The organism is Devosia faecipullorum, from assembly GCF_015158295.1.
Taxonomy (GTDB): Bacteria; Pseudomonadota; Alphaproteobacteria; order Rhizobiales; family Devosiaceae; genus Devosia; species Devosia faecipullorum.
The window spans coordinates 1-26411 of the sequence record NZ_JACDXV010000004.1; the positions used below are offsets into that span (position 1 = coordinate 1).

Below are 26411 nucleotides of genomic sequence, written 5' to 3' on the forward strand. Positions count from 1 at the left end.
TGCTCGGCAGGCTTTTTGGTGCTCGGGGATTTAGCAGTCATCTTGGTTCCTTCGTCAGACGACGAGACCAAAACACTCCTTAAAGCTCAACCCTCAATCTGTGCCATGGGCGCTGACGGGGAACACCATCGGTTAAGGCCGGCTATGGCCAGCCCTGCGAAGCGGATCACGAGCGTATGCACGTGCGCATCTGCGAGGCCGACCCCCGCATCGTCGACTACCAGCATCAGCCTCATCGGTTGGAGATCATGCTGAGCGATCGCGCCAAAGCCCTCCTCTACACTCCTGATGCGATCAGACAGACCGAGGATGGCACGATCGAAGTGGTCGAGACCAAGCAGACAGAGGAGCAGTTCACGCTCTCGTCGCGGTACGCCGAGAAGCTGGCCATGGCCGAGCAGGTGTACGCTAGCCTCGGCTGGCGTTTCCTCCGCCTTTCCCAGGACAAGGATCTCGAGATCAAGCCCCTTTGGCCGAACGCCCGTATGATCTGCCTACGTAACAAGCGCCGTGTGACGACCGCCGATCGCATGCGCTTCCAAGAGGCCGCCCAGCACGAAGGGGGTACGCTTCCCTTCGGCAAGGCCGTGGAGGCTCTTGCCGCGGGCGGGATCTACGAGCCGTGTGACGCTGTGACCCTGCTGCACCGCCTGATCGTGGGCCGCACCGCCTTCCTCGACCTGACCCGCCGCATCAAGATCGATTCCCCGGTCAAGCTCATCGTCGACCCCGGCCCCCCTTCGATGCTCCGCAATTTGCCTGAATTGTTTGGCTCGGACATCCAGTTCGACGCACTCGAAATGGAGTTATCGTGATGGGAAAAGGTATCACCCTCAAGATCAGGACCGACGAAGTTTTCGCGTTTTCGGACGGCATGTACCGCTTCGTTCGCGAGCTTGCCGACAGCATCCTGCTCCTGCAGCGCCATGGCACCGGGAAGGAGATTCAGGTAGCGGAGGCGGATCTGATAGACCAGCTCGGTCGCGGCGAGGTAGTTCGCCTGCGTGATCGCCGCGACCGCAAGGGCCGCCCGATGGTCGAAGCCGACGAGGTCTCCCCGGACGCGAAGCCTGAAGACGTGTTGCGTGCGAAAACCCTGCAGTTCTACGTTCGCGCCTTCGATGCCGACACCAGTATCGGGCTCGGCAATGCCGGCTTGAACAAGCTTATCAAGCGCAAGCGAGAGGATGCCCAACGAAAGGGGCTCACCCATGAGTTTTCCGCCGATACCCTGCGTCGGGCGATCCAACGGAATGGAGCTCCCGGAGCCCGCCGCCTGAAAGACTTCATGTCCAAGCGGGGCCGCACCAAGCGCATGCGCCTCGACCTGACGATTGAGGACATGCTGACTGACGCGGTGAATTTCTACTGGGAACTGCGCTCGCGGGACAAAAAGGATGCCTGGGCCTACCTGACCGCCGAGCTCAAGAAGGAAAACGCGAAACGCAAGACGGCTGGGCTGTCCAAGCTTTGCCCTCCCAAGGACGCCAGCACGCTCTACCGCCGCATCAAGGCGAGCAACTGCAAGGAGAACCACGCAAGGAAGTATTCCGCGCACGAGGCCAACCAGGCATGGAAAGGTGTCTCCACCCACCTCGACGCTACGGCGCCCGGTGAGCTCGTTATCATTGACCACACGGTTGTCGACACGTGGGTGTTATTGGACGACAACGGAATTCCGCTCGGCAGACCGACGCTGACGGTCGCCATCGACGTCTACAGCCGTTGCATCGTCGGCTTCCTCCTGAGCGCGGAACCCCCGTCTATCTATTCGATGGCCACGGTCATCAAGCACGTCCTCATGCCCAAGACGTATGTGAAGACGCTTTATCCGGATATTCAGCGCCCATACGACTGCTGGATCCTGCCGAACACCATCCTGATCGACAATGATTGGTCGCACCTGTCGGGCAGCCTCAGGGATGCGGGCGAAGACATCGGCTTCGAACTTCATTACTCCCCAATCCACTCGCCCGGCCACAAGGCCATCGGGGAGAAGATCTTCGACACGCTCAACGACTTCTTCCACAAGCTACCTGCTGCCGTCCCTTACGACGTGACGACCATGCGGAAAGCCCGGCTCAATCCTCAAGACGAGAAGCCGGTCTATCATCGCGACCTCGAGTATTTCCTGCATCGCTTCATCATCGACCAGTACCACTATCGGCTGCACGAGGGGATCAACGCCGTGCCCGCACGGCGTTGGGACGAGGGCATCGAGCGGCACGGGCGCGAGTTCGTCGATGACTTCGGTGCCCTCGACCAGCTGCTCGGGAAAGTAGACGAAGCCTCCATCAGCCGTGCCGGCGTCAAGTACCGCAACATGCGCTTCCATGACGCTGAACTCACCACCGAAATCCTCAACGACATGGTCCGCCTCCAGCCGATCAAGTCCCTTACCACCAAGACCTACGGCCAGGTCCGGGCACGGGTGAAGATCAAGATAAACCCCGCGGACTGCAGCAAGATCGACGTCTGGAACGAAGGCGCTGACCCTAAACGATACGTGACGCTGCCCAACGTGGACCAGACCATGACCCGTGGCCTCAGCTTCTGGGCTGCCGATCGTGTGCGTGAGCACGCCAAGGAACTGGACCTTGAGTATTCGTCCGAGGAGGACCGTCTCCTAGCCCGTGATAGCCTGCGCCGTGCCTGGGAAGAACTGGCGCAGCTCACCCCGCGGCGCACCGGTGCAGATGCCCGGCGCGGCATGGCCCAGGAGACGCCCACCGTCATCGAAGGCGTGGTGAGGTTCGCCGAGGCGGAGCCTTCGGTCTATGGCAATGCCCAGCCTGTAGAACTGCCGGCGCTCACTCGCGCCAATTCCTCGCAGAAACCCGTCAGCACCCTGCGCGGTGGCGAGAAGACCAAGGCCAAGATGCGCAAGGCCTTGCAGAAGCGTGCCACTGCCTCGGAGGAGACTGAGACCGCCCCGCCACCCGCCAAGCCAGAAAAGGGGTTCTTCCTGCCGCCGGCGGCGAAGGCTCCCAAACGCAATCCCTATGACTTGGACGGAGAGTGGAAGTGACGTGGACCCCCGAACAAGACCGCAAGATGGACCTTTTCGAGTCCATCTTGGTCGACCATCCCCGCAAGACCCAGTTGCACACCGCCCTGGGCAACCTCATGCATGAGACCACCCGTGCGTCCCGGCGCTACCAGGAGCGGGCCGCTGCTGCCGGGGGGCGCCCCTTGAAAGCGGAAGAGTTATACCTGCTGCCGGTGATCGGTCCTTCGGGTGCGACCAAGACCAAGTCGTTGAGTACCTATGTGGATGCCGTCCTTTCCGACCCCCGCCTGGAACCGGACGAGGTTCCGGTGCTCGTCGTGACGGTCCGCAATTCCGTTAAGTCCACCCGTCACCTTCAGGCGGCGATTCTGCTTGCCTTTGGGGACATTGCCGCCTCCGAGGAGGTCCTGTGCCAGCGGGATTACTCGGAGGCCCGTGTCAACATGGACCTGCTCGAGAAGGCTCGCGCCAGGAAGACGCGTATCGTCATCCTCGACGAATGCCACAGCATGATCCAGAACGCCGGTCCCGTGCTTCTCGACTCCATGGCTACGGCCATGAAGAGCTTCGTCAACGATGGACTTTTCAGCTTGGTTCTGGTGGGTACCGACAGGGTGAAGAGGCTCCTGCAATTCAGCGAGAACCATTCCCGTCAGAAGCGCATCGTCGACTTCGGACCGGCATCCCTCGATGACCCCGAAGACGTGCAGTATTTCATGCAATTCGTGGGGCGCTTCGAGAAGGAGATGCTTGCCAAGAAGGTGATAACGGAGCCGCTCAACATGATCGGCGACGTGGCGACGCGTGCCATCGTCTACGACATGGCACGGGGCGTTGTGGGGACGGTCGTTCGTATCCTTCGCATCGCCTTGGAACAGTCGTTCGAAGAAGGCCAGCTGCTGGACTGGACCCATGTGGCGAAGGCATTCCGCGCCTGGAACCGCGCCCTCGAAAAGCCGGGCCCGGATCCCTTTGCCAGCACCAGCGCGTCCAAGAAGACGCAGATGAAGCTTGAGGCGATCGAGGCCATCAGCATGAAGGCAGCCGAATGACCTGGCGGTACAGCAAGGACAAGCTCGTCGAGCCAGGAAGGGTCGTTCCCGCCTTCATCACCATGCAGCCTGAACCCGACGAAAGTCTTGCCGGATTGTTCAACCGTATGTTCGGACGCACGGTGTTTTCCAACTTCAGCGCAGCCGCCGCCCGTGCCGGCATAGCGAGCAACCGGCCCGATTTCATGGCCAGCTCGGAACTCACCGACGCGCAGGTCGAGGGCCTCGCTGCCCGACTCGGTACCAGCACGGACGAGGTCCGGTTCCGCCTGCATCCCCCGGCGCGGATTGGAGACAACGGCACTCGTGGTGTCAACTTCCACGGGCAATTCCTGCGGTTGACCTTCCTGGAGCGCGAGCGAAGGCGTGTTTCGCCGATGGCTTTGGAGTTGAACCGCTACCATCGTGCCCTTTGGGATGTACGCCCCTTGTCCTTCGACAGCTCTACCATGGAACTGCTGCTCGACACCTGCCCGGTCTGCGGAAACAAGCTACGCTGGCGCAACCTGTTCGGTCCCGAGAAATGTGACCACTGCCGCGACGGGCGGGGGCTGCCATGCACAGACCTTCGCGACCACCGCCAACCGATGGTGCCGGAGGAGCAGCATGACGTTCTTCGTGCCGTGGCCGGCCTGTTGGATCCACGTGCCGAAGTGCGGGAGCAGTCGGTCCGCTTCTTCCCCGATCCCTGGCGGGGATTGGCGCCTAGCGAGATATTCCATCTCCTCACCGAGATGGGGCTCGCGACCTCGGGACTTTCCGGAACATTGTTGCCCTCGTCGCTGCCGCTGCATGCCGATGCGCTCTATGAAGCCGGTAGGGTGCTGGCGGGTGGCGTGGAGGCTTTCCATGCTTGGTCGGACAGCACGCTGACCAGGAAGGATGCTCCTCACTGGACCGTCGACAGACCTATGGCCAGCACGGGCTACGATCGTCTGGTGAAATGCCCGCATATTTCTCTTTCCGCGAAATCCTTGCTGCAAGGCATGAGGCTGGACATACGCAAGGTCACCCGTCGGCGACGCGCCGGATCGTTCGCGTGGTTAGTGGCGTGGGACCTCACCAGGGAGTTCCATGTCGATCACGCCCGGACGCGCACCTTCGTCAAACATGTGAAATCGGTGATCCGGGCCGGGGGGGATCTCTCTTCCGAGAAAATCCCGAAGACAAAGGAGGAGTTCGCTTCGTTGATCCCGGTAATTAAGGATGCGGTGTCGATCGGACTCGCAGCATCCATGCTGAGGGCGGGCATGGACGTGGTGGACGGCATTGGCAAGATTGGTTTGCTCCAGCCCATCCAGTCTCCTGCATCGCTTCTGCTCAAGGCGAACACAAGCTATTCGGGATCCGCTGTCCGCCAGCTCATGGAGCAGTTCCAGTCCAGGCTCGGCAGGTCGACCGAAGGCGATGACCTCTGCCCTGTCGCCACCGTGCTGAGGAATAGCGGCATTCGTCCGCTTCCCCGTGCCGCTGCCTGGCATCTTATCTGGTCCGGAGCCGCCCATGTTCTATGCAGCCGACCTGATCCCTCCGACTGGCTGCGTGAAGTTTTGGTTCCCGATCCGGCAGCGTTCATTGCGCTGCTCCATGATCACCCTTCTGTTCGGACCGATGTTGCACTTCCCGACCAGGTGACGACGCAAGTCGCGGCGCAGATGATAGACTCCGACATCGTCGTCGTCGCCCAATTGGTCAAGAACAAGATCCTGTCGCCTAGTGCCAAAACCAGGCCTTTGATGTTCCGTCGCAAGGACGTTGAACAGTTCGCCGAGAAGTACGTCTCGACCCCGGAGCTGAAGCGGGCGTTGGGGTGGGCAAAGGGCGGACCTCTGTCGGCTTCCTGCCCGGATCTTCCGCCAAGCGCATTCGATTTCGCCGGCCAGAGAAGTCGTTTCTATCTACGCTCGGATTGCACGGGGATACTCCAGGCCTGAGCTTTTCGCTTCGTCCGCTGAGGTATGGCTAACGCCGTCGACGTGTAACGTCGACGGCGTTCCTGTTTGACCCCAAAGCACAGCGTTGCATTCTTACAGCCGAAACCTCACTATCGTTGCAGTCTTACAGCCGGAACAGTTGCAGTCTTAGATCGCAGGTTCGAGTGCTATCAAAGACTTAGCCGTAGCACTCTTACAGCCCCGGCATATCATCAATAAAAGACATAGGCGCTGCCTGCCTGAATTTTCGGGGAGGCCATATGTCGTTGTTTGCCGAGGATTTCCGAGCGCTTCCGAAGACGTCCGTCGGGGCCATGGCATATGCAATGGTACACGACATATGGGAAAGCTCTGCGTTTCCACTGGGCCTGAATTTTTGTGCGCTCATCACGGGTTATCTAAAAACGGTGCCGCGGCAGCCCTGGCATCTGCATGAATACCCTGACTGGGTTATTCTATGGCTCCCGCCCGATCACTAGGCTGCCTTCCCAGCACACTCTGTTTCCAACGAACGAGGCCGAGTGATTCCAATTTTTTGATCGAGTGACCTTATGAAAAGAACAGCCATTGTCCTGGCCACTTTAAGCGTCAGCCCAGCCTTTGCGGCTGACCTTATTAACATGCCGTCCCAAATGACGGCACCGACACCTGTCATGGACACGTGGACTGGCTTTTACACTGGCGTGAATGCCGGCATGGGGCATGCTGAAGTCACCAGGGGCGGCGCTGTGATGGGGGGATTTGACGCCCTCAGAGGGATAAATGGCGGCGCGCAGATTGGCTACAATCTGCAAACCGGCCCTGCAGTCTTTGGTGTGGAAGCCGACCTTCAGGGCGCCCATATGTCCCAATCCATCAATGGCGCCACGCACACATTGCAATATTTCGGCACAGTTCGCGCCCGCGTGGGACTGGATATCGCTGGCATGGTCATGCCCTACCTCACCGCAGGTATCGCTGGTGGCGGCGCAACGCATGATCTGCCGCCTCCCGGCGCATCATCCACCAAATTTCATGCGGGTTGGACCGTTGGCGCCGGCGTCGAGGCGAAACTCAGCGATAATGTCAGCGTGAAAGCAGAATACCTTCACCTCAATCTGGGCGAGGCCGTCTATTTCCCGGTGGCTGGCATTGCCAATACCGAAGTCGAGATGGGAGCCAATATTGCCCGCATCGGTGTAAATTTCCATTTCTAGCCGACCGTGGAAAAAGCCGCTGGGACGAATGCGCAGGCACTGGCACACGGTGCGCGCCGAGAATTGCTGGCGATGCGCCGCCGGATCTCCTCGGCCTGCCCATCGCTATTCTCGACTGGCGCTGCATAGTTCTTGCGTCACTCACGAAGCAAGAGCGCACTGATCCCCAAACGCTGCGAAACCTGCGAAACCGGATAGCCCTGCCCGGTGATCTGGCGCGCTGCATCGTGCTTGAACTCCAAGGCGAAATTGCTGCTGCTCAAAAAGCCCTCCTTGCCTCGAAATCAGGGAAGAAGGCGTCTACAAATCCAGGGGCTATTCAGTTCGGATTGCCTTGCGCCGGGCACGCCGTTAGCAAGATGGTCACGAATGATAGTGTCGATTGTCGCAATGAACTCACAGCTTATTCGAATTGGGGCCTGGCTCCTGCTGGTGGCCATTCTGGTGGTAACGCTTGGTCCGATCGGCCTGCGGCCAGTTTCAGCCGCGCCGGTGCAATTGGAGCGGCTGTTGGCGTTCGGCTTGCTTGGCTTGACCTTTGCCCTCGCCTATCCGCGCCATCTTCTATTGGTGGCCCTGCTGACTTTCGGCGCAGCCTTGGCGCTGGAAGTGTTTCAATATGCGGTTCCCGGCCGCCACGCGCGGGCATCGGACTTCGTTGCCAAGATTGTTGGCGGCGGCCTTGGCATCGCCACCGGCTGGGCGTTTGCCAGATTCATCAGCCTGCGGGACAAGCTCTGAATCGAGAACGGCGCGGGACTGTCACCCTGCCCTTTCCGCAATTCCGAATTGCCCGAGGCGCGAAGGGCGACAATCTGGACACGGCCAATGAATGCGCTCATCCTGCGTTGTCGGAGGCGATCTGCATCGCTGCGCAGAATTGCCCCGCCTGAAAGGCAGAAAAATGAAGCGTCGCAATATCGGACTTCTACCCACTCTCGGCGTGTTGGCCACCTTGAGCCTGGTCAGCGCCGCCGTCGCCGAAACGTCTACCGATGTCACAATCCAGAATGGTGATCGCGCCGTTCCGGCCACCGTGGTGGTGCCGGATGGAGACGGCCCCTTTGCTGCCGTGGTCATGAACCATGGCCATGGCGGCGGTCGCCAGGAAAACGGCGGTTTCGGCGGCATAGCCAAAGCTCTCGCCGACAAGGGGATTCTGACGATCCGCATGGACTTTCCGGGGTCGGGAGACAGCACGGAGCCTTTCACCGAAGGCTATCTGTCGAACATGATTTCGGACTCGAATGCCAGCCTGCAATATGTGCTCGACAATTACGCCGTCGATGAGAACCGACTGGGAATTTTCGGCTACAGCATGGGCGGGCGCATTGCGCTGACCATCGGCGGCACCGAGGGCACTCCCTATCGCGCCATGGGCCTTCTGGCGCCCTCCGCCGATTGGGGCCAGGACATGATGGTGAGCTTCCTCGGCGGACAGGCGGAATATGACCGGCTCTATGCCGAGTCAGGTGGCGAGAAGGGTTTTGCGGAATTCGTTACCCAATGGGGGCAGACGCAGGAATTGAGCCGCCAATGGTTCGATGAAATGATCGCCTCCAAGCCGCTGGAGGTGATTGGCGCCTATGATGGCCCCATGATCGTCGTCTCCGGCGACAAGGACGACGTGATCCGCGCGAACGTCATTGCCGATCTTGCCAAGGCCTATCCAGACGCAACCAGCATTGTGGTTCCGGATGCAGACCACGGATATGGCTTTTACAGCGACCAGCCCGAAGTCACGGCACTCGTCGAAAAGAGTTTTGCTGACTTTTTCGCCGACGCGCTTCGTTGATGACGCATTGCGCGAATAGCCGCGAGGAGTAATCCTTCTCGCGGCGGTTTTTGGGCTCCAGCACCTTTACCGAGCGCCAGGCCCCCGCCCCTCGCCAGCTTATGCAATAGCGGCGAGGGAGCCGGTGCCGCCTGATGCCTGTACCGACCGCGAGCCGGCGCCGATGGCCGCCGCGAGGCACGCCTGGGGCTGGGCGCCATCGAGCCAGGCATCGAGAAAGCCGGCATTGAAGGCGTCGCCCGCGCCGGTCGTATCGATGACCCGAACCTGCGGGCTCGGCATGGAAAACACCTCGTCGCCCACGGCCAGCATGGCGCCGTCGCCGCCGCATTTAAGGGCGACGATGGGGAAATGCCGAGCCAGGATGGCGAGCGCTTCGCGGGGGTCTTCCTCGCCGGTCAGGGCATGGGCTTCTTCCTGATTGGGCATGAAGATATCGACGCCCGTGCTGCGCTCGAAAAACAGCGGGTCGCGGATCAGATCGTCATCCCAGCTGGGGTCGAGGGAGACAGTAAGCCCCCTCGCCTTGGCCGCGCTGACCGCGTCGCGCATTTCGTGCAGCGTGGCATATTCGGCTATGTGCAGATGCGCCGCATCCTGCCAGGCCAGCGCCTGTTCGAAGCTGGCGGGGCGCGCATGCCCGGCTCGGCGGGAAAGGAAGGCGCGGTCATTGTCGTTGACCATCACCACGGTCAATTGCGGACCGGCACTGTCGTGGCGGTCGAGAAATTGCAGATCGAGCCCCAGCGCCTCGATCTCGCCGACCAGCGCCGTCGACAGGGAATCGGTGCCGAAGCGGGCGACGAGCGCGGCTTTGCGGCCGCCAGCCACCAGATGCGCCGCCGTGATCAGCGCGCCGCCACCCGGCGTCAGTGCGAAATCGCGCGCGAAGATTTCGCGGCCCAATTGGGGCATGCCATCCAGCCCGCGAAACACCAGATCGCAATAGAAGCGGCCAAGGCTGAGGACAGCCCGGGCGTTGGATCGTGTCGATGTCATGCGCGACCCAGAGCCTTTTCGTTGGCTGCGTCGAACAGGTAAAGAGCGCCGGCATCGGCATGAACGGACACTGTACTGCCGATAGCGGGCACGACACGGCCCGGAGCCGTCGCCGTCACCAGCGTCTGGCCGAGCTTGAGATGAACCAGGGTTTCCGACCCCAAAGGCTCGACGGCTTCCACGAGACCGGTGCCGGAGATGCCAGTGCCGCTCGTCTCGCCCACGACCAAGTCGTGCGGACGGATGCCGACCAGAACCTTGCCCTCATGAGCCGGCAGCGACAGGCCCGTCACCCCAACGCCGTCGATGGAGAGGCCGCCATTGGCAAGCGTGCCCTCCATCATGTTCATCGAAGGGCTGCCGATGAAGCGCGCGGTGAAGACATCGAGCGGGTTTTCGTAAAGATCGGTGGGGGAGCCGACCTGCAGGATGTGGCCATCGCGCATCACCACGATCTTGTCGGCCATGGTCATGGCTTCCACCTGATCGTGGGTCACATAGACGATCGTGGTGCCCAGGCGGCGATGCAGGCTCTTGATCTCCATGCGCATCTGGCTGCGCAATTGCGCATCGAGGTTGGAGAGCGGCTCGTCGAACAGGAAGGCGACCGGGTCACGCACCATGGCGCGGCCGATGGCGACGCGCTGCCGCTGCCCACCCGACAATGCCGCCGGACGCCGGTCGAGCAGCTTTTCCAGACCCAGGATCTTGCCGGTTTCCTCGATCCGCTTCTGCTTCTCGGCCTTGGAGAGCTTGGAGGTATACAGCCCGAAGCCGATATTCTGTCCCACGGTCATGTGCGGATAGATGGCGTAATTCTGGAACACCATGGCGATGTTGCGGTGCTTGGGCTCGCGCTGGTTCACCACTTCGCCGCCGATCAGCAGATTGCCGCCGGAAATGTCTTCGAGCCCGGCGATCATGCGCAGGGTCGTGGATTTGCCGCAGCCAGAGGGTCCGACAAAGACCACGAATTCGCCGTCTTCGATAGTGAGGTCGATGCCATGGACGGCGCGGGTATTGCCATAGGCCTTGACCAGGCCCTGAAGTTCGATCTTGGCCATCAGGCTTTTCCCTTCAATGCGTCGAAACGCTCGTTCAGCATGCGCGCGGCGTCGGACTGACGGCGCAGCAGGTTTTGGTGTTGATCCGCCAGTGCGGCAGCGTCCCTTCTATATCCGGCAACCGCCGCCAGCAGCGGCTTCGGCGCCGGACCGCCGAAACGAGTGCGCACGGCAACGAAATATTCGGGCGATACCAGTTCGGCGAACGTGGCTTCATCGAGAGTGGAAGCGCGTCCGGTCGCCTTCTCGAAGGCAGCGACGAAGGGCGCATAGCCGTCGCTGACCAGGTCACCGCCCATGGCGACGACGGCGCGGGCAACGGCAGCGGCGATTTCGTGACCTTCGCGGAAGGACAGGCCCTCGCGCCGCACCAGGCTGTCGGCCAGTTCGGTGATGGTGATGCAGGAGCGGCGGATATTCTGGGCCACCCGCGCCGGGTCGATGCGAATTTGTGCCACCAAGGCCGCCAGCAGGTCGAGCACGCGATAGGCGCTTTCAAATGCGCCATAGCCCATGGACTGGGTTTCGCCCTCGCTGTCATTCATGTCGGTGAAGGGCGTGTTGTGCATAATTGTCAGCATGGCATGCGCCCTGCCCACGGTCTGGCTGGCCAGATGGCGCAGATGCTCGATCGGCACCGGATTGCGCTTCTGCGGCATGATCGAGGAGATCTGCACGAGGCTATTGGGCACGTAAATCTGCCCGACCTCGAAGCTGGTCCAGACCTGGAAGTCCTGGATCGGACGACCAAGATGAAGGAACATCAGCTCGATCGCCGAATAGGTCGAAGTGATATAATCGACCCCGGCAATGCAGGAATAGGAATTTTGCAACGGCGCGGCAAAGCCGAGCAGTTCGGCAACGCGCGCGCGATCGGTGGGGAAACCGGTCGTGGTGATCGCGGCGGCGCCCATAGGCGAGAGATCGACGATGGCATAGGCATCGAACAGCCGCCCGATGTCGCGGCCGACAAATTCGATGATGGCCGCCAGATAATGCCCAAACGTGGTCGGCTGCGCCGGCTGGCCATGGGTATAGGCCACGATCAGCGTGTCCTTTTCCCGCTCGGCGGCGTCGATCAGCGCCGCATGCAGGGTCATGGCCTTGCCGATCAGCACATTGAGCCGCTCGCGCAGGCCGAGCTTGAACAGCGTATGGTCGATATCGTTGCGCGAGCGCGCGGTATGCAGTCGTCCGCCAAGATCGGGACCAACGCGCTTCTTCAATTCCTTCTCGATGAGGAAGAAGAAGTCTTCCACCTCACCGGTATAGACCAATCGCGAAGGATCGATCTCGGCATCGATATTGTCCAGCGCGCGCGCAATCTCGCCGGCCTGATCCGGGGCGACAATACCGGTTTCGGCCAGCATCACCAGATGGGCGCGGTCGATGGCGCGGAAGCCCTCGACGTGGTGGTTCTTGGCGCCGTCGAACAGCGGCGCCAGCACGGTCTCTTTGTAAACCGGGTCCGGAAAGACGGAATGATCGGAAAGACGGGGATCGGTCATTGCTTAACCCTTGAGGCCGGCCAGCATGACGCCGCGCACGATGAACCGCTGCAGAGCCAGGAATACGAGGAGCGTCGGAATGGTGCCGATAGCGGCGCCGGTCATGATCAGCTCCCACTGAATGGACGATTCCGCCGAGAAGCTCGAGATGCCCACCGGCAGCGTATAAAGCTCCTTGGACGTGGTCACGATCAGCGGCCAGAAGAACGCCGTCCAATTGCCCAGGAAGGTGAAGATGGCGAGGGCCGAAATAGCCGGCACCACCATGGGCATGGCGATCTTCCACCAGATGGTGAATTCGTTGAGCCCATCGACACGCGCCGCTTCGAGGAAGTCATTGGGCACGCCCTCGAAGAACTGCTTCATCAGGAAGGTGCCGAAGGCCGTCATCATGCCGGGGAACATGATGCCCCAATAGGAGTCGATCCATCCGAGCTGGCTGGACATCAGATACCACGGGATCACCAGCATTTCGGTGGGGATCATCAGCGTCGAGAGGATGGCGAGGAAAATGAAATAGCGGCCGCGGAACTCGAACTTGGCCAGCGTGTAGCCCACGAGGCTGTCGAAGAACACGTTGGAGAGCGTCACCGTCAGCGCGATGAAGGTCGAGTTGAGGAACCACCGCATGAAGCGGCCATCGCCCAGAACCTTGATGTAATTGTCGAGTGTCGGCGCGGCAGGGATGAGGCGCAGGTCATAGACCTGGCCCGAGGTCTTGAGCGAGGTCGAGAACATGAACAGCAGCGGCGTAATCATGATCAGCCCGCCGATCAGCAGCAGCGTCCAGGCGATGATGCGGCCGGGGCGAATTTCGCGGCGATTGGCCGCCAGTTCCCTGGTTTCGGTCATGGCGGTCATTTCTTTTCCCTCAGCACATAGAGCTGGAGCAGCGATACGATGAGCAGGATAGTGAACAGCACCACGGTCTGCGCCGCGGCATAGCCCATCTGATAGGACGAGAAGGCAGTCTGATAGATCATGAGCACCAGCGGCTTGGTCGCGTTCAGCGGCCCGCCCGGATCATTGGTGGTCATGTTGTAGACTTGGTCGAAAATGCGCAGGAAGCCGATGGACGAGAACACGACCAGGAACACGGTGGTGGGCTTGAGCAGCGGAATGGTGATCTTGCGCAGAATGGCCCCGTCACCCAGCCCGTCGATGCGCGCGGCCTCGTAGAAGGTCGAGGGGATGGCGCGCAGCCCGGCCATGAAGATGATGATCTGGAAGCCGAGTCCGGCCCAGATCGCCGGAATGAGAATGGAGATCAGCGCCTGATCGACCGAGCGCAGGAAAGGCTGTTGGGCAATACCGATCGTGCTGAGAAAGCCGTTGATCACGCCAATTGGCACGGGCTGGTAGAACCAGCGCCACACCCAGCCCATGGCCGCCGCCGTGGTCAGATAGGGCAGGAAATAGAGTGCGCGGATGAAGCCGTGCATGAACCGCACGCGGTCGAGGTAATAGGCGATGATGAAGGAGATCACCAGGCTGACCGGCGTACCGATGATCAGATAGAGGAACGTGTTCTGAAACACCTTCCAGAAGATCGGATCGGCGAACATCTTCTGGTAATTCGCAAAGCCGATAAACTGGGCCGGCCGCAGCAGGTCCCAATTGGTCAGCGACAGCCAGAAGGCCTGAAAAGTGGGATAAAACCGGATTCCGGCGTAAAAGATGATCGGAAGGGCCAGAAAGGCCCAGGCCCAGATCACACGCTTGGTACCGATATTCAGGCGATCCCAGAAGCGAGACGGGCCTGCGGGGGAAGTTGCGTTTGCCGACGCCATGATCGCTCCTTGGGAAGCATGCGACCGATGGCGGCGTGACGCCGCCATCGGTCAATTGTCTGGACGTTAGGCTTACTGACGGCCGCCGTCGATGATGGCCTGTTCGGCTGCGGCGGCCTGGGCGATCGCATCTTCGATCGACTGGCCTTCGAGCAGAACGCGGTTGACCATGTCGATCGAGGTCTGGCGCTGGGCCGCTTCGTCATAGAACTGCGTGGTGTACGCATATTCGAGGCCCTTGAGGAAGGGACCACGGATCGGGTCGGCCAGGTTGGCGTCCGTCAGGGCGACGTCGCGGCGAGCCGGCAGTTCACCAACGGTTTCCAGCCAGATTTCCATCGCCTCGGGCGAGGAGATGTAGGCGAGGAACTTCTGGGCGGCTTCCAGCTCTTCACCTTCGGCAGTCGCGCCGATGGCATTGGCGAAATAGCTCGAATAGTTGGAGCGCAGGCCATCTTCATTGGCCGGCAGTTCGACAACGCCCCACTCGAACGGGTTGCTGGCGAAGGCGCCGAGACGGAAGGTGCCGTCAATGGTCATTGCGGCCATGCCGGCGCGGAATGCAGCCTGGCCTTCATCCATGAAGCCGATGAGACCGACCTTTTGCTCGGTCTGAAGGTCGGTATAGAACTTCAGCGCCGCAGCACCGGCAGCGTCGTCATAGGCGACATTGCCTTCAGCGTCGTAAGGCACACCGCCGAACTGGCGGATCAGGGCTTCACGCCACCAATGGTGGTCCTGGCCGGCCATGTCCATGGTGATGCCGGCGGTGGTGATGTTGCCGCCGCCATCGCGCTTGGTGGTGGCTTCGGCGGCCGTCAGCAATTCGTCGAGAGTGCTCGGGGGCTGGACGCCAGCTTCCTCGAAGATCGCCTTGTTATAGAACAATGCGAGCGAGCGCACGGCAGTGGGCAGGCCATAATAGTCTTCGCCGCGCTTCATCGCCGAAACGATCGGAAAGAATTCCGATTCGATCTGGTCATGCGGGAACACAGCCGGATCAAGCGGCTTGATCAGCCCACCATTCACGAACTGGTCGGTCCAGCCGTAAAACAGCTGCACGACGTCCGGACCCTGGCCGGCAACCTTGGCCGCAACGACGCGGGTCTGGTAATCGGCATAGGGGAAAGTGGTGTGCTTGACGGTGATATCCGGGTTGGCCGCTTCGAAATTTGCGATCAGCTTGTCCATTGCCTGGACGCGGCTGTCGAAAACATACTGCCAATATTCGATTTCCACAGCCTGGGCGGAGCCCAGTGCCAAAAAGCTAATGCCAGCCGCAAGCGCCGTCATCTTTGCTTTGGTGAACATTCAATCCCTCCTGTAGGGCCGCCGATCCTCCGGTGGCCAACTCTGGTGCGAGACAGGCGCACGACCGCCAATCCACCCTTAGCGTGGAATATGTGACCTTCGCTTGTCAATAAAATAATCTACTTGAGTTATTATGTGCCCCGGCTAGTTTGGTTTCAGTTTCATGTGCTAGCAGTAGCGCGCCCGGAGGAAAGCCCATCTTGAATAGCCGCAGCAAACGCAATCTGCGTCAGCGCGTTGCCATTGGCTCCAATCCGGAGCGCAATCGCGCTCACAATCGCCGGGTCGTCCTCGAAGTCATTCGCATGCATGAGCATCTTGGACGCACGGAAATCGCCCGCCGCGCGCAGCTCACTCCGCAGGCCGTGGCTAATATCGTCGAAGAATTGCTCGATGAGGGCCTACTGATCGAACTCGGGCGGCTGCGCTCCGGCCGCGGTCAGCCGCCGATCCAGTTTGCCGTCAATCCCAATGGCCCGATGACCGCCGGCATCGAAGTTGCCGCCGACCATATGGTGACGGTGCTGCTCGATCTTTCGGGCGGCGTGCGTGGCCAGTCCATCGTCGCGCTGACCCCGGACGGCCAGGGCCCGGACGTCGTGCCTGAACGCGCTGCCGGCGAAGTGCGGAAATTGCAGGCTTCTCTGGGCGCCGACAGCAGCACGCTGCTCGGCATCGGCGTCGTCATGCCTGGCCCCTTCGAGATCGAAGGCATGAGCTCGGTTGGTCCGGCCACCCTGCCCGGCTGGACCGGCGTCGATCCGGCGCCGCTTTTCGCCAAGGCGACCGGCCAGCATGTGGTTGTGGAAAACGACGCCACCGCCGCCGTGGTCGGCGAGCGGCTTTACGGCGCCGGCAGGCAATTGGGCAGCTTCTGCTACCTCTATTTCGGCGTCGGCCTCGGCCTCGGCGTCATTCAGGACGGGCGCCCGATGCGCGGCGCATTCGGCAATGCCGGCGAGATCGGCCATGTCGGGCTCACGCCGCGCAATGGCAAGGGCGTCTATGGCCCGGCGGGCGCGCTCGAACGGCTGGTTTCCGTCTTCGCACTGCGCGAGCGCCTGGCAATGGCCGGCATCTATACGGCCAATGTCGAGGACATCCAGAAGCTGCATGACGAAAACAACCAGACCCTGCTGGACTGGATAAAAATGGCCGCCGACTATCTCGCGCCCACCGTCGCCATGCTCGAAAACATCTTCGACCCCGAAGCGGTGATCTTCGGCGGCGGCCTGCCCGATTCCGTCTTCGATGCGGTGATCGCGGCGCTGGAGCCGCTGCCGGTCTCGGTGGCGACCCGCCTGCAACGCACGCATCCGCGCGTCGCGCGCGGGCAGACGGGCCAGTTGACTGCCGCGCTCGGGGCCGCCGCCCTGCCGCTGCTCGATACGGTTTCGCCTCATCTCAGTGTTGCCGCCCCGGCAGGCTGACCTTTTTTTGTTCGGGAATTTGCTGATGTTGTCCAGTCGCCAACGGCTCCAAAACCAGGCAGCCAAGCCCTACCTCGTCGCCCTGCACCATGCGCTGGGGCGCCTGCGCTCTCCGCTCACCCTCATGAATACCGGCGCGCATCCCGACGACGAACAGAACGGCATGCTGGCGACGCTGCGCCATCAATATGGAATGCGCGTCGTCATTGCCTGCTCGACGCGCGGCGAAGGCGGCCAGAATACGCTCGGCCCCGAACGCGGCGGCGCGCTGGGCGTCATGCGCAGCCGTGAGATGGAGGAATCCGCCCGCGCCATTGATGCCGATATCGCCTGGCTCGGCCATGGACCGGACGATCCGGTGCATGATTTCGGCTTTTCCAAATCCGGCCCGGATACCCTCTCCCGCTGGGGCCGTGACCGCACCATCGAGCGGCTGGTGCGCGCCTATCGCCAGTTCCGTCCCGACATCGTCATTCCCACCTTCCTCGACGTACCCGGACAGCACGGCCATCACCGGGCCATGACCCAGGCCGCGGAAATTGCCCTGGCGCTCGCGGCGGACCCGGCCAGCTTCCCAGAACATGCGCGCGAGGGGCTGAAACCCTGGCGCGTCGCCAAATACTACCTGCCGGCCTGGACCGGCGGCGAAAACGGCTATTACGATGACGAAGTGCCGCCCCCGCCCGCGACCACCGTCGTGCGGGCCCATGGCCCCGATTCAGCCACCGGGCTGTCCTTCGACCGCATGGGCGAAATCTCCCGCGCCTATCATGGCAGCCAGAATATGGGGCATTGGCGCCCCATACTGACCGAATGGGATCTGCATCTGGTCGGCGGCAGCGCTGAAGCCGACATCAATATCGACCTGCCGCTCTGTCTTGCCGATCTGGCGGATCATCCCTCGCTCGCCGAGGCCGACGCCGCCATCGCACAAGCCGTCGCCGCCTTTCCCGATGCCCCCGCCATCATCGCCGCATTGGTGACGGCGCGGACAGCGATTGCCCGAGCCCGAGACGCACTGGACGCCGAAACTCTCGCCCTGCATGGCCACCGCCTGTCGCGAAAGCTGGTGGAAATCGACGCCGCCATCGCATCGGCGGCCAATATAAGGGTCACCGCCGCTCTATCCTCGGCCAATGTCGTTCCCGGCGGCAATGTCGAGCTCATCGTGGAGGTCGAGCCCGGCCAGGCCGACATGATCGAGGTCGCACCCATCACCGGCGACGCCCTCGAAGCCGTTGCCGCGCAGAGGATCGACGGTACCGCCACGATCCCTCTTGCCGTCCGTCCCGATGCGCCGGTCATTAATGCCTTCGCTCCCGATTGGCAGAGCCTCGGCGGCAACGGAATTTTGTCACTGCGGGTCAATGCGCATGTCGCCGGGACGCCCATTTCGTTCAGCGTCGACACCGAGGAGCCGTTCCAGGTTTCCCCGCCCCACCCGCTGGTCCTTTCGCCCGAAGCGCTGATCCTGCCGCTGCCGGCCCAGGGCTCGAATCCGATCACCGTCCGGCCACAGAGCCAGGCCGCGGGGCTCGACATTGCGACAATTCCGGGCCTGACGCTGGTGCGCGATGGCGACCAGCTTGGCCTCGCCGCCGATCCCGGCCTCGTGGCCGGTCGCTATCATCTCCCCGTTTCCATTGACGGCCAGCTGGCGCATGTCGTCGCGCCAATCGATTACCCCCATATCGGGCGCACCCGTTTCGTGCGCCCCCTCACCCTCGACATCCTCGCCCTCGATCTCGTCCTGCCTGAATCCCGCATCGGCTATATCGGCGGCGGCAGCGACCGGGTCGGTCATTGGCTGGACCGCATGGGCGCCAGGCCCGTCATGCTCGACGCCGAGGCGCTTGCCGGCCCCCTGACCGAATTCGATACCATCATCGTGGGCATCTTCGCTTTCGGCACCCGTCCCGATCTGGCGGCGGCCAATGGCCGGCTGCGCGACTGGGTGGAACAAGGGGGCCATCTGGTGACGCTTTACCACCGCCCGTCCGATGGCTGGTCCCCCGATTCCACGCCGCCGCGCCGGCTGGTGATCGGCTCGCCCTCGCTGCGCTGGCGCGTCACCAATCCAGCCGCACCGGTCACGCTTCTGGCGCCCGAACATCAGCTTTTCCGCGGCCCCAACCGCATCACGGCGGAGGATTTCGCCGGCTGGGACAAGGAACGCGGGCTCTATTTCGCCTCCGAATGGGACAAGGCCTATCAGCCGCTCCTGTCGATGAGCGATGAAGGGGAAGAGGCGCTGACTGGCTCGCTGCTCTCGGCGGAGATCGGCAAGGGCCGCCATACCCATACCAGCCTCGTCCTGCACCACCAGCTCGACAGGCTGGTGCCCGGCGCGTTCCGCATCATGGCCAATCTGCTGCAAAGAGCCTGACATGCCCAAGGCGGCGGCGCCGAATATTGGCATGATCTGGCTGCTCTGCGACATGAGCCTCGTCACCATCATGACCGTCATGGTCAAGCTCGGCGGGGCCGATTATCCCGCCGTGCAGATGGTGTTCATCCGCTCGCTGGTGGGGCTGGTCAGTGTGCTGCCCCTCGCCTGGCGTCACCGCCACGCCCTGCGCCAGACCCGGCAATGGGGCCGCCACGCCTTTCGGGTCTTCTGCAATACCGCCGCGCTCAACGCCAATTTCGCCGCACTCACCGCCCTGCCGCTGGCACTGGCCAATGCCATCGGCTTCATGCGACCGCTGGTGGTGCTGGCGCTCGCCACCTTCATGCTGGGCGAGCGCTCCGGCCCCTGGCGCTGGATCGGCGCGGCCATCGGGTTTTTCGGCGTCCTGATCATGGTGGCGCCGGGCGAAATCGCCTGGAGTGGCGGCATTATCGCCGCGCTTGCCGCCGTCCTGTTCGGCTCGCTGGCCACGGTGCAGACACGGGCGCTCAAGGCCGAGAACACCACGGTGTTGATGGTCTTTTACACTGTGGGCCTGACGCTGTTCACCGCCATCCCCGCCGGCCTCGCCTGGCAGCCGGTCGCGCCCTCGTCCTGGCCGCTGCTGCTGGGTATCGGGGTGATCGCCCAGGTCGGTCAATATTGCTATCTGCGCGCCTATCAATCGACGCCGGCCAATGTGCTGGCGCCGCTCGGCTATTTGTCCATCGTGCTGGCCAGCCTTGCCGGTTTCCTCGCCTTTGGCGAAATTCCGGCCTGGACGACGCTTGTCGGCATCTTGGTAATTCTGTTCGCATTGGCGCTGACCGCGCGCCTCGACCGCCGCTATCCAGCCAGGGAAACGCCAGGAAATGGTTCAGACATTTGACATTGCCGTCATCGGCCTCGGTGCCATGGGCAGCGCCGCGCTCTATCAACTTGCCCGGCGTGGCGCCCGCGTCGTCGGCATCGACCGCCACCACCCGCCCCATATCCATGGCTCGACCCATGGCGAAACCCGGATCACGCGGCGCGGCATCGGCGAAGGCGAATTCTATGTTCCCCTCGCGGCGCGGTCGCATGAGATCTGGCGGCAATTGGAAGAGGAAACCGGCAAGGTGCTGTTCCATGAAGTGGGCAGCCTCATCGTCTCGGAGCATGATGACGATGTCGTGCGCCCCGGTCGCACCGGCTTCATCCGCCGCTCCATCGCCGCCGCGCAGCGCTATGGCATCGCCCACGAAATCATCGACGCGGCGGAAGTCCGCCACCGCTATCCGCATATGTCGCCGACCGATACCGAGATCGGCTATTTCGAGCCAGGCGGCGGCTATCTCGTGCCCGAAACCTGCGTATCGGCCCAACTCGAACGCGCTGGGCAACTCGGCGCGTCCATTCTCACCGGCCAGCAGGTCGTCAAGATCGATGCGCAATCCGGCAGCGTCGTAGTGCACCTGGCTGATGGCAACACCATCATTGCCACACAGGCCATTGTCGCCGCCGGCCCCTGGGCGCCCGGCCTGCTCGGCGCGCCGTTCGACCGGATATTGAAGCCCACGCGGCAGGTCATGCACTGGTTCGCGCTCGCCGCCGACGCCCCCCAATCGTGGACGCGGGGGCCGGTCTTCATGTGGCCTCATGGCGATAGTGAGGACGGCTTCTTCTACGGATTCCCCTCGCTCGACGGACGGAGCTTCAAGACCGCCGACGAATTCTATGGTGATGCTAGCGATCCCGACCGGATCGAGCGGAGCGTCCCCCCTTCGGATAGCGAGCGCATGTTCCGGGCCCATGTGCAAGGTCGGCTCAAAGGGGTAACGCCGCAAGTCGTCAACACGGCAACCTGCATCTATACCGCCACCGCCGACAGCATATTCCTCATCGACCGCCATCCGGCGCACGACAATATCCTTGTCGTTTCCCCCTGCTCCGGCCACGGCTTCAAGCATTCCGCCGCTATCGGCGAAAGCGTGGCCCAATGGGCGCTTGAAGGGAAATCCTCAATCGACCTCTCGAGCTTCAACCTGGCTCGGCTGCTGACGTAAAACTGAAGCGCTGATACACGAAATCAGAGCGTTTGCAGCAAAAGTAGAACCGGTCTTGCGGTTCGGAAACGCGAAAAAACAAAGGTTTAGAGCATCGTGCAGAAAAGTGGAATCCGGTTTTCTGCAAAAACGATGTGATAACAATAAGATAGTGCCGATCTAGGTCATTTCATCGTTTCACTGAAACGATGAAATGATCAAAAAACCCCCGGCCCAGGAACAGAGGCCGAGGGTTCTTGCCGCAACAGCGGCGAAAACGGCCCGCGGGGGAGGTCACCGCGAGCCGAATGCCAGATCAGCGCCGAGCTGGCTGGATCAGGTTGGCCATGATGCGGAAGGCACCAGGCGTCAGCTTGTCGAGCTGGTGATGCAGCACGAGGCTGGTATGGGTGTGGCGGCCTTCGCCGATCTCCGCCGAGAGCAGCGAGCCGGTCAGCGGGTCTTCGCCCGCATCGTTCATGGCCAGCAGCGGCTTGTAGACCTCATCCCATTCCGAGGCAAAGTAGAGCCCGCGTTCCTTGTCCCAACCGGCCCAATCGTCCTCAGTGATGACGTTGGGATAGTTGAGCAGCGGATGATCGGGCTCAAGCACCGTCACCGGCGCGGTGGCGTCGGTCACGCGATAGCGGATCGAAGGCGTACCGATCTTGAGGTAGGCCAGCGGCACCGTATCGTTGTTCCATCCATCTGACGGACGGTGATAGAGCGTCACCAGATGCCCGCCCTTCTTGACCCATTCATGCACGCCGGGCAGCGCGGCCACCAGATCCTTGCGGCGACCGAAGGAGAAGATGCCGACGACCAGGGTATCGAGGTCGCGATAGGCGCCCGTTTCCATGTCGGACGGGGTCAGCTCCTTGAGGTTGACGCCAAGACGCTTGAGCCAGATGGCCACATTGTCGTTGCCGCCACCGATATAGCCGATCTTGCCTTCCGGAATGATGGCGCCAACCGACTGCACCGGCACCGCCACTTCCGTCGGAACCACCGAACGGCCGATATGGGGATAGGAGAAGACATTGATGGCATAGGCCTGCTTGTCGAGCAGCTTGGGAGCGATAGTGATGCGCCCTGTGCCCAGTTCTGCCGGCGGCGCCAGCTCGAACGTGCCCGCTTCCGATCCGGTTTCGCCCTTTGCCGTCATCGACCAGCCTGCGGGCAGGTCAAAGTCAAGATCGGCAGTGGTGGCGCCGGAAACGACGGCACTCATTTCGACCGGCGTGATGTCCTTTTCGGTGTTGAACACCACCGCATCCGGCTTCAGTTCCAGCGAGGCTTCCGGCAAGACGCGCAGGGCATCTTCCAGGTCGATATCGAGCACTGCCTTGTAGCCCCCGACATTGGCGGTCAGCCGCACATAGGCGTCGCCATTGCCGCCGAGGGGGTCGAACTGCTCGTTGAGCGGGTTGGTCAGCGCCGCGTCGGCGGCGATCGAAACCTTGACGCCATCTTCAGCGGATTCGCTGCTGATGCCGTCGCGGGCGATGACCGCAACCGATTCCACCGTGACACTATCCGGCGCATCGACGATGGCCTTGACCACGATGTCCTGGCCCGGACGCAGGTCGCCGCCATCGGTGAAGGCACGGATATGCATGCCGGCAGCGGTAGCCAGCGCCAGATCGACTTCCTTGATCTTGCGATCGAGGCGATGACCGGCCTGCAATTCCAGTTCCTCGGGCAGGCTGGCGCGGGCTTCGGCGATGGCCTTGCCGATTTCCACCAGCTTGCCGGTCACGGCAACCGGATCGCCATAATCGGAAATGGCTTCATCGATCAGGCCCTGCGCATTGCGCAGCGCGTCGGCCGCCGAAGCGGGCATGCCATCGAGCGCGGCGACATGGCCGACAGTGGCGATGAGACCTTCACGGATGTCGGATTCCTGCTTGCCGGCTTCGCCATTGGCGGCCCAGCTCAGGTTGAGCTGCCATTCGGTCTGCGGATCGGGGCGCCAGGATCCCATGCCCTGCGTCAGGTGGCAGGAACGTGACCATTCACCCATTTGCGGGAAGGTAGCGCCGGAAATCGGATCGCGTTCGGGGGCGCGGACCACCAGGGTCTGCGGAGGGGGCGGAGTTTCGTCGTCATAGACGCCACCGCCGCCGCCCCATGCGGGCTGATAGATCTTGGGAACGCTCCACGGCTTGAGGCCGGCTGCGATCTGATCGGGGAATTCATCCGCATTGCCGGAAATCTCGGCGGTCACGAAGGTCGCGACATTGGCGGCGCGGTGATGACCATGCTGGCCGCCCACATCCAGGAAGCAGTTCATGATCACGTCGGGGCGATAGTAGCGGAACGCCCAGGTCATGCGCTCGATGACGCGGTCCCTGCCCCAGCGGTCGATGGTCTGGTTGGGATCCTTGGAGAAACCGAAATCGTGCACGCTGTCATTGTGGCCCTGGCCGCCAAAGGCCAGCGAGGCGTCGAGTGCGCGCGAGGCTTCGGTCATTTCGCGGGTGCGCAACACGCCGAGAACCGAACCCCGCTCCGGGCCGATGGCGTTCTGGCCGCCTTCGCCACGGGTGATGCAATAGAGCACCGGATGGATGCCATAAACATGGCGCAGGGCCGCCAGCATGCCGCTGGGCTCGTCGTCCGGATGCGCACCAGTGGTCATCAGCGTGACAGTCGATGTCAGGCGCTCAAGCTGGCGGTAGAGCCGGACAAGGGCGGGCTCACCCTTCTGAGCCGCAATCAGTTCCAGATTGGAGGCCGGAGCCGCCCAGGCGGGAATCTGCGTCGCCGCCAAGAGGGGCGGCACGGAGGCGATAAAGGTACGCCGCGTCAAACGAGTCATTGGTACTTCCTCTCCATGACCTTTCAGCAGCCTGGCCCTCCACGGCCATGTGCTGCGGTCATGTGAGACGACTATGCAGACCCATTAACTTAACTCAAGTGTGTTAATTGAATTTCATCCCACCCCTTCCCGACAGCCCCGGAATGCCTGGCTTTCGGCCCGATCACATCTTCAATCCGGGCCTGTGGAATACCCCAAAACAGCAAACGCCCCGAACCTTGGAAGGCTCGAGGCGCATATCTTTCGACCGGCTTTACCGGGAGTGGCGGGGTGTCAGAGACCCAGGGCCTCAAAAGCAGCGGCGAAGCGTTCGCCGACCTTCTTGGGCACATCGGCGCCCTTGACCGCGTCGAGGTTTTCATTGCCTTCGCCGACAGCCACAACCATCACCATGCCCATTGCATAATGCGGCGTGCATTTCAGGCCGTAGATGCCGGGCACGTCGAAGGTGACGGTGAAGTTCTCGTTGATCTTGCTCTTGAAGGTCTCGGCGCCCTCGGGGATCAGATCCTTGATGGTTTCGACATTGTGACCCTTGTCGGTGGGCACGAAGGTGACCGTATCGCCGGGCTCGATCTGCAATTGCGCCGGCTCGAACACCATGGTTCCTGCCTCGCCCTTATTGAGCATGTGCACTTCATAATCGGCCGCCAGGGCAGGCGCCGCGAATCCGCCAAGGGCAACCAGGGCGACGAGGGTCTGAGCAATAGCACGCATCGGGAGTTCTCCTTCTTCAGGAACCAGTGTCGGGGGGAAAGCAAGAGCGGTTCCTGAGACGACCTTCTAACCCCTTATTACTGTCGGCTCTTTGATCCCGATCAAACATCCCTTCCGTTTAATCCGATGATTTTCTTCACTAATTTGATGGCCAACAAGGATGCCCTCCTTATCCGGCAATATTGTCCGAATGAAGACGCGAACAGATGCGTCATACCACGGAGAAGAAAAATGGCTGGTCAGAATTTTGTTTCGCGGCGTGCCCTGCTCGGTGGCGCAGTGGCCGTTGGAGCCGCCGCCCAGCTCGCTGCACTGCTGCCCGCGGCAGCACAGGAAATTGCCGCCACCGCAACCGCGCCTGTCGACATCAACACACTTCCGCGCGTCAAGGTCGAGCTCGTCGCCCCGCCCTTTGTTCATGCACATGATCAAGTCGCGGTCGGCGGTCCGAAAATCGTCGAATTCACGATGACGATCGAAGAGATGGTCCACAAAGTGGCCGACGACGCCGAAATCTGGGGCATGACCTTCAACGGCTCGATCCCCGGCCCGCTGATGGTGGTGCATGAGGGCGATTATGTCGAGCTGACGCTGATCAATCCCGCCCACAACCTGATGATGCACAATATCGACTTCCACGCCGCCACCGGCGCGCTGGGCGGGGCCGGCTTCACCAATGTCAATCCGGGTGAAAAGGCCATCCTGCGCTTCAAGGCCACCAAGGCCGGCGTGTTCGTCTATCACTGCGCGCCCGAGGGCATGGTGCCCTGGCACGTCACGGCGGGCATGAACGGAGCCATCATGGTGCTGCCGCGCGATGGCCTACGGGATCCGAAGGGCAACCTGCTCACCTATGACCGGGTCTATTACGTGGGCGAGCAGGATTTCTACATCCCCAAGGACGAGGACGGCAATTACAAGGCCTATGACACGATCGCCGATGGCTACGACGATGCGCTTGCCGCCATGCGGACGCTCATTCCCAGCCATGTCGTGTTCAACGGCAGCGTCGGCGCCCTGACCGGCGACAATGCCCTCAAGGCCAATGTTGGGGAAAAGGTGCTGATCGTCCACTCGCAGGCCAACCGCGATACGCGGCCGCACCTGATCGGCGGCCACGGCGACTTCGTCTGGCCATCGGGCAAGTTCCACACCCCGGCCGATGTGGACCAGGAAACCTGGTTCATCCCGGGCGGCGCGGCGGGAGCGGCGTTCTACACGTTCCTCCAGCCGGGTGTGTACGCCTATGTGAACCACAACCTGATCGAGGCCTTCGAACTCGGCGCCGCCGGTCACTTCGTGGTCGAGGGTGATTGGGACGACGACCTGATGACCAGCGTATTGGCCCCGAGCCCGATCTGACCCGCTCGG

21 protein-coding genes are annotated in these 26411 nt (G+C 62.0%); 12 read left to right on the top strand and 9 right to left on the bottom strand.

Translation table 11 applies throughout. The features are described 5' to 3' along the window. Positions 1-176 precede the first annotated feature (176 nt). The 5 genes from H0482_RS10605 to H0482_RS10625 all read left to right on the top strand — a co-directional run bounded on the left by H0482_RS10605 (position 177) and on the right by H0482_RS10625 (position 7192). The gene (locus tag H0482_RS10605) at positions 177-815 is read left to right on the top strand and encodes a TnsA endonuclease N-terminal domain-containing protein (RefSeq protein WP_193730036.1); all 639 of its coding nucleotides are present in this window, start codon (positions 177-179) and stop codon (positions 813-815) included. Beyond that, positions 815-3028 carry an integrase catalytic domain-containing protein gene (locus tag H0482_RS10610; protein WP_193730037.1) on the top strand — a complete coding sequence of 738 codons (2214 nt, stop codon included), beginning with the start codon at positions 815-817 and terminating at the stop codon, positions 3026-3028. The genes H0482_RS10605 and H0482_RS10610 overlap by 1 nt, the downstream gene beginning before the upstream one ends. Then, positions 3025-4062 carry an AAA family ATPase gene (locus tag H0482_RS10615; protein WP_193730038.1) on the top strand — a complete coding sequence of 346 codons (1038 nt, stop codon included), beginning with the start codon at positions 3025-3027 and terminating at the stop codon, positions 4060-4062. The genes H0482_RS10610 and H0482_RS10615 overlap by 4 nt, the downstream gene beginning before the upstream one ends. Beyond that, entirely contained in the window at positions 4059-5996 is a 1938-nt protein-coding gene (locus H0482_RS10620) for a hypothetical protein (protein ID WP_193730039.1), read from the top strand. Before H0482_RS10615 ends, H0482_RS10620 begins: the two co-directional genes overlap by 4 nt. Before the next feature lie 551 nt (positions 5997-6547). After that, entirely contained in the window at positions 6548-7192 is a 645-nt protein-coding gene (locus H0482_RS10625; protein WP_230989580.1) for an outer membrane protein, read from the top strand. A 137-nt stretch (positions 7193-7329) separates the two neighbouring features. On the opposite strand, the gene H0482_RS16770 is transcribed toward H0482_RS10625, so the two are convergent. Next, complete coding sequence (locus H0482_RS16770; RefSeq protein WP_269144686.1) at positions 7330-7455, bottom strand: hypothetical protein; 126 nt, start codon at positions 7453-7455, stop codon at positions 7330-7332. On the opposite strand from H0482_RS16770, the gene H0482_RS10630 reads away from it, so the two are divergent. Both H0482_RS10630 and H0482_RS10635 read left to right on the top strand, forming a co-directional pair. After that, positions 7442-7933 (top strand): VanZ family protein, encoded by a 492-nt coding sequence (locus H0482_RS10630; RefSeq protein ID WP_230989581.1) that lies wholly within the window; start codon positions 7442-7444, stop codon positions 7931-7933. The two genes, H0482_RS16770 and H0482_RS10630, sit on opposite strands and share 14 nt — an antisense overlap. A 163-nt stretch (positions 7934-8096) precedes the next feature. After that, complete coding sequence (locus tag H0482_RS10635; protein WP_193730040.1) at positions 8097-8987, top strand: alpha/beta hydrolase family protein; 891 nt, start codon at positions 8097-8099, stop codon at positions 8985-8987. A gap of 99 nt (positions 8988-9086) precedes the next feature. Here the strand turns inward: H0482_RS10635 and H0482_RS10640 are convergent, their stop codons facing one another. From H0482_RS10640 to H0482_RS10665, 6 genes are all read right to left on the bottom strand, one after another. Then, positions 9087-9986, bottom strand: a complete 900-nt coding sequence (locus H0482_RS10640) for a carbohydrate kinase family protein (RefSeq protein WP_193730041.1) — start codon at positions 9984-9986, stop codon at positions 9087-9089. After that, on the bottom strand, positions 9983-11050 hold the full coding sequence (locus tag H0482_RS10645; protein WP_193730042.1) for an ABC transporter ATP-binding protein: 1068 nt from the start codon (positions 11048-11050) through the stop codon (positions 9983-9985). Before H0482_RS10645 ends, H0482_RS10640 begins: the two co-directional genes overlap by 4 nt. Further along, the gene (gene argH / locus H0482_RS10650) at positions 11050-12558 is read right to left on the bottom strand and encodes an argininosuccinate lyase (RefSeq protein ID WP_193730043.1); all 1509 of its coding nucleotides are present in this window, start codon (positions 12556-12558) and stop codon (positions 11050-11052) included. Before argH ends, H0482_RS10645 begins: the two co-directional genes overlap by 1 nt. A 3-nt stretch (positions 12559-12561) precedes the next feature. Continuing rightward, positions 12562-13419 carry a carbohydrate ABC transporter permease gene (locus H0482_RS10655; RefSeq protein WP_193730044.1) on the bottom strand — a complete coding sequence of 286 codons (858 nt, stop codon included), beginning with the start codon at positions 13417-13419 and terminating at the stop codon, positions 12562-12564. Then, the gene (locus H0482_RS10660; RefSeq protein WP_193730045.1) at positions 13416-14348 is read right to left on the bottom strand and encodes a carbohydrate ABC transporter permease; all 933 of its coding nucleotides are present in this window, start codon (positions 14346-14348) and stop codon (positions 13416-13418) included. The genes H0482_RS10655 and H0482_RS10660 overlap by 4 nt, the downstream gene beginning before the upstream one ends. A gap of 72 nt (positions 14349-14420) precedes the next feature. Next, complete coding sequence (locus tag H0482_RS10665) at positions 14421-15659, bottom strand: extracellular solute-binding protein (RefSeq protein WP_193730046.1); 1239 nt, start codon at positions 15657-15659, stop codon at positions 14421-14423. Between the two features lie 200 nt (positions 15660-15859). Here H0482_RS10665 and H0482_RS10670 point away from each other — a divergent pair, with 200 nt between their 5' ends. From H0482_RS10670 to solA, 4 genes are read left to right on the top strand one after another with little or no spacing between them, the layout of a single operon-like run. Beyond that, the gene (locus H0482_RS10670; protein WP_230989582.1) at positions 15860-17089 is read left to right on the top strand and encodes an ROK family transcriptional regulator; all 1230 of its coding nucleotides are present in this window, start codon (positions 15860-15862) and stop codon (positions 17087-17089) included. 25 nt (positions 17090-17114) lie between these two features. Beyond that, the gene (locus tag H0482_RS10675; protein WP_193730047.1) at positions 17115-19475 is read left to right on the top strand and encodes a PIG-L family deacetylase; all 2361 of its coding nucleotides are present in this window, start codon (positions 17115-17117) and stop codon (positions 19473-19475) included. 1 nt (position 19476) lies between these two features. Next, a complete protein-coding gene (locus tag H0482_RS10680) occupies positions 19477-20367 on the top strand; it encodes a DMT family transporter (protein ID WP_193730048.1) in 891 nt (296 codons plus the stop codon). Continuing rightward, a complete protein-coding gene (gene solA / locus H0482_RS10685) occupies positions 20351-21523 on the top strand; it encodes an N-methyl-L-tryptophan oxidase (protein WP_193730049.1) in 1173 nt (390 codons plus the stop codon). The genes H0482_RS10680 and solA overlap by 17 nt, the downstream gene beginning before the upstream one ends. Before the next feature lie 295 nt (positions 21524-21818). Here solA and H0482_RS10690 read toward each other — a convergent pair whose 3' ends face one another. Beyond that, the gene (locus H0482_RS10690; RefSeq protein ID WP_193730050.1) at positions 21819-24323 is read right to left on the bottom strand and encodes a PIG-L family deacetylase; all 2505 of its coding nucleotides are present in this window, start codon (positions 24321-24323) and stop codon (positions 21819-21821) included. Positions 24324-24596: 273 nt separating this feature from the next. Further along, on the bottom strand, positions 24597-25040 hold the full coding sequence (locus tag H0482_RS10695) for a pseudoazurin (RefSeq protein ID WP_193730051.1): 444 nt from the start codon (positions 25038-25040) through the stop codon (positions 24597-24599). Between the two features lie 231 nt (positions 25041-25271). Between H0482_RS10695 and nirK the strand changes: the two genes are divergently transcribed. After that, a complete protein-coding gene (gene nirK / locus H0482_RS10700) occupies positions 25272-26402 on the top strand; it encodes a copper-containing nitrite reductase (RefSeq protein ID WP_193730052.1) in 1131 nt (376 codons plus the stop codon). Positions 26403-26411 lie beyond the last annotated feature (9 nt).